The 8,421-nt window shown below is 69.3% G+C and carries 6 protein-coding genes; 4 read left to right on the top strand and 2 right to left on the bottom strand.

The features are described from left to right. Window positions 1-376 precede the first annotated feature (376 nt). Window positions 377-964, top strand: a complete 588-nt coding sequence (locus AB0N89_RS36255; protein ID WP_364214621.1) for a D-alanyl-D-alanine carboxypeptidase family protein — start codon at window positions 377-379, stop codon at window positions 962-964. A 412-nt stretch (window positions 965-1,376) separates the two neighbouring features. Here the strand turns inward: AB0N89_RS36255 and bla are convergent, their stop codons facing one another. Beyond that, window positions 1,377-2,285: a class A beta-lactamase gene (bla, locus tag AB0N89_RS36260; protein WP_364214624.1), complete on the bottom strand. Its 909-nt coding sequence runs from the start codon at window positions 2,283-2,285 to the stop codon at window positions 1,377-1,379. A gap of 194 nt (window positions 2,286-2,479) precedes the next feature. On the opposite strand from bla, the gene AB0N89_RS36265 reads away from it, so the two are divergent. Both AB0N89_RS36265 and AB0N89_RS36270 read left to right on the top strand, forming a co-directional pair. Beyond that, window positions 2,480-3,712: a thiolase family protein gene (locus AB0N89_RS36265; RefSeq protein ID WP_364214627.1), complete on the top strand. Its 1,233-nt coding sequence runs from the start codon at window positions 2,480-2,482 to the stop codon at window positions 3,710-3,712. Window positions 3,713-3,714: 2 nt separating this feature from the next. Next, window positions 3,715-5,826, top strand: a complete 2,112-nt coding sequence (locus AB0N89_RS36270) for a 3-hydroxyacyl-CoA dehydrogenase NAD-binding domain-containing protein (RefSeq protein WP_364214630.1) — start codon at window positions 3,715-3,717, stop codon at window positions 5,824-5,826. A 231-nt stretch (window positions 5,827-6,057) separates the two neighbouring features. Here the strand turns inward: AB0N89_RS36270 and AB0N89_RS36275 are convergent, their stop codons facing one another. Further along, window positions 6,058-6,603, bottom strand: a complete 546-nt coding sequence (locus AB0N89_RS36275) for a permease-like cell division protein FtsX (protein WP_364214633.1) — start codon at window positions 6,601-6,603, stop codon at window positions 6,058-6,060. A gap of 79 nt (window positions 6,604-6,682) precedes the next feature. Here AB0N89_RS36275 and AB0N89_RS36280 point away from each other — a divergent pair, with 79 nt between their 5' ends. Further along, entirely contained in the window at window positions 6,683-8,296 is a 1,614-nt protein-coding gene (locus AB0N89_RS36280) for a histidinol-phosphatase (RefSeq protein ID WP_364214636.1), read from the top strand. The last annotated feature ends 125 nt before the right edge of the window (window positions 8,297-8,421 follow it).

Raw genomic sequence — 8,421 nt, forward strand, 5'->3', positions numbered from 1 at the left:
GAGACTCGCGCCGTCGACGACCACCCGGCCATGCTGGGTGGGGCTGTGCACAGTCCAGTCCTCGATCCGGCCTGACCAACCCGGTACCGGCGCCCGCCCGCCTGCTGTACATGAAGGCCCCCTTCCTTGCGCTAGACGCAGCGAAGGAGGCTTTCACGCGCCACCGTTTGTGACTGCTGGTGCGCCTGAGGCGAACGTGGCGCTCCCATGGTCCGTGAAGGCCTCCTTGAGGGACCCAGAGTCCCTCAAGGAGGCCTTCACGGACCGACGGTCAAAGGCGCCGACCTGGGCGTTTCCGGTTTGGTTGGCCAATCGCGGCATTCTGGGAACAAGGTCACAAACCCTGGCGGCCCGCCGGGCGCGCGGTAGCTTCGGAGTGGTGTCCACCACATCCACCTCCACTCGCAGGACCGCGATCAGCGTGTTCGTGGCGCTGGGCCTCGTCGCGATCGCGATGGTGGCGCTGGGCGCGACGGGCTTGGCCGTCAAGCAGGTGAACGGGCAGCCGCTCGCGATCCTCGAAGAAGTCCCCGGCCCCGACACCGGTCCGACGTGCGCCGTCGACAAACGGTACGTCGACGAGGCGACGTCCGGCATGCGCCCGGACGTGATCGAGGCGTGGAAAACCCTGCTCGCCAAGGCCAAAGCGCAGAACATCACGCTCTGCGTGAACGACGGCAAGCGCAGCCGGGCCCAGCAGCAGCAGGAGTTCGACAAGGCCGTCCAGCGGTTCGGCTCCGTGGAGGAGGCCAAGAAGTGGGCGCTGCAGCCCGAGACGTCCATGCACGTCAAGGGAATCGCCGTCGACATCCAGCCGCTGAACTCGGCCATCTGGGTGGACAAGAACGGCGGCGCGCTCGGCTGGTGCCGCCGCTACGACAACGAGAAGTGGCACTTCGAGTACGACCCGGCCTGGGCCACCGGCGGCTGCCCGCCCCGGCTCCCCAGCGCGACCGGCAACTGAAGCGCGACTCGCGTGCTCGGACCCGGAACTCGCGTGATGGAAGGCGGAACTCGTCCAAGCACGCGAGTTCCGGGTTCCATCACGCGTCTCGCGGCTTCGGCACCTTACTGGTCCAAACGTCCATAAAGGACACATCTCGCGGGGAAAGTGGCTTTCGCGAAACCGGACCCGGACCTCGGTACCGGCCGTGTCGATTTCGGGGCGTTGGATGACCGGAAACCCACACAGTCCCCGTGAATGGCCCGATCGCGAAGGGGTGTGGGAATAGAGACGTTCACCGTCTCTATTCCCACACACCCCTCACCCCGAGTAGCGCACTGACGACCTCTGGCGAAATCGCGCTAATCGCCGAAAGCGGGCACTCGCGTCTCAGAATTCGCCCCTTAGGGACACTCGAGGCCGCACTCGGCAACTAGCCCAGCTTTTCGACCACGTACTTCGCGGCCTCCGCGAGCAACGCCTGGTCGTACGGAGCGTCTTTGGCCGCCTTGCTGGACATGACGGCCATGACGATCGGCGGCTTGCCCGGCGGCCACACGACGGCGATGTCGTTCAGCGTTCCGTAGTCCCCCGTCCCGGTCTTGTCCGCGATGGTCCACCCGGGCGGCAGGCCCGCGCGGATCCGCTCGGCGCCGGTGGCGGTGCGCTGGAGCAGATCGCGAAGGAAGTCGCGTTTGCCGTCCTCCAGCGTGTCGCCCAGCAGGATCCGCTGGTAGTCGGTGCCGAACGCCCGCGGCGTCGTGGTGTCGCGCGGATCGCCCGGGGTGGCCTCGGTGATCAGCGGTTCGATCCGGTCCATCCGCGTGACGGTGTCGCCGAGGCCGCGCGTGAACGCCGTCAGTTCGGCGGGTCCGCCCAGATCACGCAGCAGCAGGTTGCCCGCCGTACCGTCGCTGTACCGGATGGCGGCGTCGCAGAGCTGGCGGATCGTCATCCCGGTGGCCACGTGCAGCCCGGTGACCGGGGCGTGTTTCATCAGGTCGTCCCGGGAGTAGCTGACCCGCGTTTCCAAGTGGGACAACGGATTGCGCTGCAGGACGGCGGCCGCCGCGACCCCTTTGAACGCCGAGCAGAACGCGAACCGCTCGTCCGCGCGGTGCTCGACCGTGCCGCCACCCCCGGTGTCGAGCGCGTACACACCGAGCCTGGCGTCGAACCTCCTCTCCAGCTCCAGCAACCGGTCGTGGAACTGCCGGGTGGGCGAAGGCGGCGGTGGAGGCGGCGCGGGAATGGACGACGGCGGTGGCGAAATCGCGCGAGTACAGGCGGCCAGCGGCGCGAGGACCGCCATCCCCAGCAGCGCACGACGGGTGACAGTCATCGTGATCCCTCCCCCTGATCACTTCGAACATAGCAACTTCTCCACGCCCGCCGGATCGGCCAAGCGGCCGACGGCGGCGCCCCGGCCGGACACGGGAGTGTGCCTTCCCCCACTCGACCGGGCCACCATCCTGGTTACCGACGGGTAACCGGGGCTAGGGTGCGGTCAGGACTACCTCTACTTCAGGAGCATTCGTGGCCGCAGGAGCAACACCGCTCGCGCCGAACGCGCGGTCGGTACGCAATGTCGCCTTCGTCGAAGGGGTGCGAACGCCCTTCGGCAAGGCAGGTGACAAGGGCATGTACGCCGGCACCCGTGCCGACGACCTCGTCGTCAACGCCATCCGTGAACTGCTGCGCCGGCACCCCGAGCTGCCGCCGGAGCGCGTCGACGAGGTGGCGATCGCCGCCACCACCCAGATCGGCGACCAGGGCCTGACCATCGGCCGCACCGCAGCGCTGCTGGCGGGCCTGCCGAAGTCGGTGCCCGGATTCGCGCTGGACCGCATGTGCGCGGGCGCGATGACCGCGGTCACCACGACCGCGAGCGGGATCGGTTTCGGTGCCTACGACATCGCCATCGCCGGCGGCGTCGAGCACATGGGCCGCCACCCGATGGGCGAGGGCGTCGACCCGAACCCGCGCATCATCGCGGACAAGCTGGTCGACCCGACGGCGCTCGTCATGGGCCAGACCGCGGAGAACCTGCACGACCGGTTCCCGGCGATCACCAAGCAGCGCACCGACGCCTTCGCCGCGCGCAGCCAGGAGAAGTACGCCGAGGCCGTGAAGACCGGCAAGATCGGACCCGAACTGGTCCCGGTCGCCACCCGGTCCAAGGAACTCGGATGGGGCCTCGCGACCGAGGACGAGCCGCCGCGTCCGGGCACCACCGTCGAGCAGCTGGCCGGGTTGAAGACGCCGTTCCGCCCGCACGGCCGGATCACCGCGGGCAACGCGGCCGGTCTCAACGACGGCGCCACCGCGGCGCTGCTCGCCGACGAGGACACCGCCCGCGAACTCGGCCTGCCGATCGGCATGCGCCTGGTGGGCTACTCCTTCGCCGGGGTCGAGCCGGAGGTCATGGGCATCGGCCCGGTGCCCGCCACCGAGAAGCTGTTCAAGCGCACCGGCCTGTCGATCGACGACATCGGCCTGTTCGAGATCAACGAGGCGTTCGCCGTCCAGGTGCTCGCGTTCCTCGACCACTTCGGCATCGCCGACGACGATCCCCGCGTCAACCAGTGGGGTGGCGCGATCGCCTGCGGTCACCCGCTCGCGTCCTCCGGCGTCCGGCTGATGACGCAGCTTTCGCGTCAGTTCGCCGAGCGCCCCGACGTGCGCTACGGCCTGACAACCATGTGCATCGGGATCGGCATGGGCGGCACGGTCATCTGGGAGAACCCGGCTTTCGAGGGGGCCAAGTAGCCATGACTTTCACCGCTGAGCAGGCGAAAGCCGCCTTCCCCGACGAGGTCGTCACGAACGCGGTCACGCGTCTGGTGAAGGTGCCCGGGCTCGACAAGCCCGTCGCGCTGATCACCCTGGACAACGGCCACGACCACACCCGGCCGAACACCTTCGGCCCGCAGGGCCTGGTGAGCCTCAACGCCGCGATCGACGCCGCTTTCGCCGCCGAACCCGCCGCGATCGCGGTCACCGGCAAGCCGTTCATCTTCGCCGTCGGCGCCGACCTTTCCGGGGTCGAAGCGGTCGCGGATCCGGCGCTGGCGCGGGAAATCGCGCAGACCGGGCACGACGTCTTCCGGCGCCTCACCGAGACCGAGATCCCGACGTTCGGGTTCATCAACGGCGCGGTCATGGGCGGCGGGCTCGAACTCGCACTCTCCTGCGACTACCGCACGCTTTCGGAGAACACCCCCGCGATCGCGTTCCCCGAGGTCTTCCTCGGCCTGTTCCCCGGCTGGGGCGGCACGCAGCTGCTGCCGAACCTGATCGGGCCGGACGCCGCGGTCACCGTGATCATCGAGAACGCGCTGGCGCAGAACAAGATGCTGAAGGTCGCGCAGGCGGCGGAGCTCGGCATCGTCGACGAGGTCTTCGGTTCGGCCGACTACCTCGAACAGTCCCTGCTGTGGCTGGCGAAGGTCGTCAACGGCGAGATCACCCCCGCCCGCCGCGAGATCGACCGTGGCGCGGGCTGGGACGCGGCGATCGGCCGCGCCAAGGCCATTGTGGACGGACGGACGAAGGGCGCGTCCCCCGGCGCGACCAAGGCCGTCGAGCTGCTGGAGCTGGCCCGTGAGAACGACCTCGACCGCGGCTACGCGGCCGAGACCGACGGCCTCGCCGAACTGCTCATGGACGACACGCTGCGCGCCGGGCTGTACTCGTTCAACCTGGTCAACAAGCGCGCCAAGCGCCCGGCCGGAGCGCCGGACAAGTCGTTGGCGCGCAAGGTGAACAAGGTCGGCATCGTCGGCGCGGGCCTGATGGCCAGCCAGATGGCGCTGCTGTTCGTGCGCCGTCTCAAGGTGCCCGTGGTGCTCACCGACGTCGACCAGGAACGGGTCGACAAGGGTGTGTCCTATGTGCACGGTGAGATCGACAAGCTGCTGGCCAAGAAGCGGGTTTCGCCGGACGGCGCGAACCGGCTGAAGGCGCTCGTCACCGGCTCGCTCGACAAGGCCGCGTTCGCCGACGCCGACTTCGTGATCGAGGCGGTGTTCGAGGAGCTGGGCGTCAAGCAGAAGGTCTTCGCCGACCTGGAGCAGTACGTCTCCCCCGAGACGATCCTGGCGACGAACACCTCGTCGCTGTCGATCACCGCGATGGCGTCGGAACTCAAGCACCCGGAGCGAGTGGTCGGGTTCCACTTCTTCAACCCGGTCGCGGTGATGCCGCTGCTGGAGATCGTCCGCGCGGAGAAGACCGACGACGCGGCGCTGGCTACCGCTTTCGCGCTCGGCAAGCAGCTCAAGAAGTCGAGCGTGCTGGTCAAGGACGCGTCCGCGTTCGTGGTCAACCGGCTGCTGCTGCGCTTCCTCGGCGAGGTGCTGGTGACCGTCGACGAGGGCACGCCGTTCGAGGTCGCGGACAAGGCGCTGGAACCGCTGGGCCTGCCGATGACCCCGCTGACGCTGATGCAGCTGGTCGGCCCGGCGATCGCCTTGCACGTCGGGGAAACCCTGCACGGGGCGTTCCCGGACCGGTTCACCGTCAGCGAGAACCTCGACCGTTTCGTCAAGGCGGGCAAGAAGGGCGTCTGGCAGTGGGATGACAAGGGCAACGCCACCGTCGACCCCGAGGTGGCCGAGCTCTGGCAGCGCGGCGACTCGCCGTCGACGTCCGAGCAGGTGCGTGACCGCGCGCTGGCCGCGATCGCCGAGGAGATCCGGATCATGCTCGACGAGGGCGTGGTCGCCGAGGCGCAGGACATCGACCTGTGCCTGATCCTCGGCGCCGGCTGGCCGTTCTGGCTGGGCGGCATCACGCCGTACCTGGACCGCGCGGGCGTGTCCGAGAAGGTCAACGGCAAGCCGTTCCTGGCCCCGGGTGTGGCGAGCGTGCCGCTCTCCTGAGCCTCGGCGAAAAGCCACCGTGCGCGACACTTCGGTCGCCCACGGTGGCTTCTTGCGTATTTCGTGGACTTTGTGGCGCGGGGCTGCGATTTCCGGAACACTCGGCCTACACCTGGATTTCCAGGTACTGGGGAACAACTGAAGAGAACTGGGAGGCGACCCGATGAAGAAGAACCGGGACTTCTAGCGGAGAGGCCAGGCTCCCCTGCCATCCTCGGGGGAGCCTGGCTTTCAGCGCTCGCCCTCGGGCGGGCAGGGCGGGAGCGTGGTCTTCATCTTGGCCGCGAGCCCCGCGGGGTCGAGGACGTCGACCTTCTTCGCCTCGGGGAATCGCCGGCGCAGCTCGTTCGCCCACGCCTCAGGATCGGTTCCGGCGACGGGCACGAGATGCACCGCCGCGGGGAGCGCGTCCGGCGTCGTCAGCTTCACCAGCTCCGGCTGATTCGCGAAGATCTTCTTGAAGCGCTCGTAGGACTCCGCCTTGGTTTCGGTCAGTACCCGGCGGGCCTTCTGGTCGTCCCGGAGCGCCTGAGCGGCGCGGGTCATCCCGTCGTCGGTCTCGATGTAGACGACCAGCTGGATCCCGCAGAGTTCCCGCTTCCCCAACGGTGCGGGCACCGCGTCGCGCGGCAACGCCGCCGGGGCGGGCGGCTCGGCGAACCGGTTCAGGACGACGACGGCCGTGGTCACGGCGGCCGCGACGACCAGTACGCCGACGACGCCGAGTACCCAGAGCAACCGGTTGGAAGCCCTGGGTTTGCCTGTCTCTTCCTCCACAGGGACGATCATCACACAGCGCGTGTTCGTTGGCCGTCCGGACACTTTTCGTTCAGCAACGCTCTTTAGCGTGCCGCCGGTGAACAGCGAAAAACCGGGCGTGGACCGCCGCGGATTCCTCAAGCGCGCGGGCCTCGTCTCCGCCGCGGCCGCGGGCGCGCCGATCGCCGCCGCCGCTCCGGCGGAAGCCCTCGATCTGAACCTCGACCTCGATCTCGGCATCGACCTCTCCTGGCTCTTCGGCCGGGACCGCTACCAGTGGCTCGTGGGCGATCACCACATCCACACGCAGTACTCGTACGACGCGATGTACACAGTGGACGGAATCGCCGACGGCGCCCGGCGGCACGGGGCGGACTGGGCGGTGATCACCGATCACGGTCACGCGGCGCACGAGAAGTCGTCGGTGGAGCGGACGAACGCCGCGATCAGGGCGGCGCAGCGCGAACACCGCGATCTCCTGCTGTGGCAAGGCATGGAGTGGAACGTGCCGGGAGCCGAGCACGCGACCCTGTTCTTCCAGGCCGGCGAGCGCCAGGCCGCGAAACTGCGTGAGTTCGAGCGCGCCTTCGACTGGCGGCTGACCGGGACCGAACCGGGCACGCCGGACAACGAGGCGCTGGCGGTCAAGGCGATCCGCTGGCTGGCCGCCGAAGAGCGGGCGCGCCGGATCCACGCGCCGGTCGTGGTGATCAACCACCCGCTGCGCAACGGAAGGGTCGCCCCGCACGAGATCCGCGCGCTGCGCGACGCCGCGCCGGGCATCGTCATCGGCATGGAAGGCGCACCGGGCGCGCAGGCCGACGGTTTCCCGAAGCCGCTCGGGAGCGGCGGTGGCGCGCGCGGCGGGTACGGCAACTCCCCCGGTTCGAACTCGTGGCCGGGCTTCCCGGAGTCGGCCTACCGCACCTACGGCGGTTTCGACTGGAGCACCGCGACCGTCGGCGGACTCTGGGATTCGCTGCTGGCCGAAGGAAAGCCGTGGTGGATCACCAGCAACTCCGACTCGCACTACAACCGCGGCGACACCCTCGTCCGGCCCGGTGTCCCCGACGGCTACTACGACGAGCACGGCGCCTACCCGGACCCGATCGACACCGGCGTCCCGCAGAACCTGCCCCCGTACGCGGACTTCGCGCCCGCCGAGTTCAGCCGGACCGTCGTCGGCGTGACCCGCCGGAGCCACGAAGCCGTGCTGGAAGGCCTGCGCGCGGGGCGCGTCTGGGTGGTGCACGGCGGACTCGCGCAGGAACTGGAGTTCGGCGCGTACAGCGGCTGGAGCTCGGCCACGATGGGCGGCAGGCTCCGGATCCGGCGCGGGGACGACGTCACGATCGTCGCCTCGGCGAAACTGGCGGCCCGGCCCAACGGCGGCGGCACGATCCCCCGGCTCGCGCGGCTCGACCTCGTGTCCGGACCGGTGACCGGCCCGGCCGCCGACCGTGACGCGCGGACCGCCCCGGGCACGCGGGTGGTCCGCTCCTTCGAACCGCGCTGGGCGCCGGGGCGGCGGGTCGCCTTCCGGCACACCTTCCGCAACGTGCGCGAGCCGTTCTTCGTGCGGACGCGCGGGACGGACGGCCGGAAGCACGTGCCCGGCGGGATCGAGCCGAGCGCGGACGTGATCGGGCAGTCGAACCCGTTCGAAGACCTGTGGCTGTACGGGAACCCGATCTTCGTGGACGTGCGTTAGCCGTCTCGCGGATGTCAGGAAAGGGTCGTTCAGGACGAAAAACGTCCTGAAAGAACCATAGAGGTCAAATACCGGATCGCGAAAAACCCCCCCGGGGCGGGGGCGGGGCCCCCCCCCTACCCCGC

Source organism: Amycolatopsis sp. NPDC089917 (assembly GCF_040684635.1).
Taxonomy (GTDB): domain Bacteria; phylum Actinomycetota; class Actinomycetes; order Mycobacteriales; family Pseudonocardiaceae; genus Amycolatopsis.

What these genes read in the sequence shown, in the direction of transcription:
- bla (WP_364214624.1), bottom strand. Translation starts at nt 2,285, where the DNA reads ATGACTGTCACCCGTCGTGCGCTGCTGGGGATGGCGGTCCTCGCGCCG.
- AB0N89_RS36270 (WP_364214630.1), top strand. Translation starts at nt 3,715, where the DNA reads ATGACTTTCACCGCTGAGCAGGCGAAAGCCGCCTTCCCCGACGAGGTC.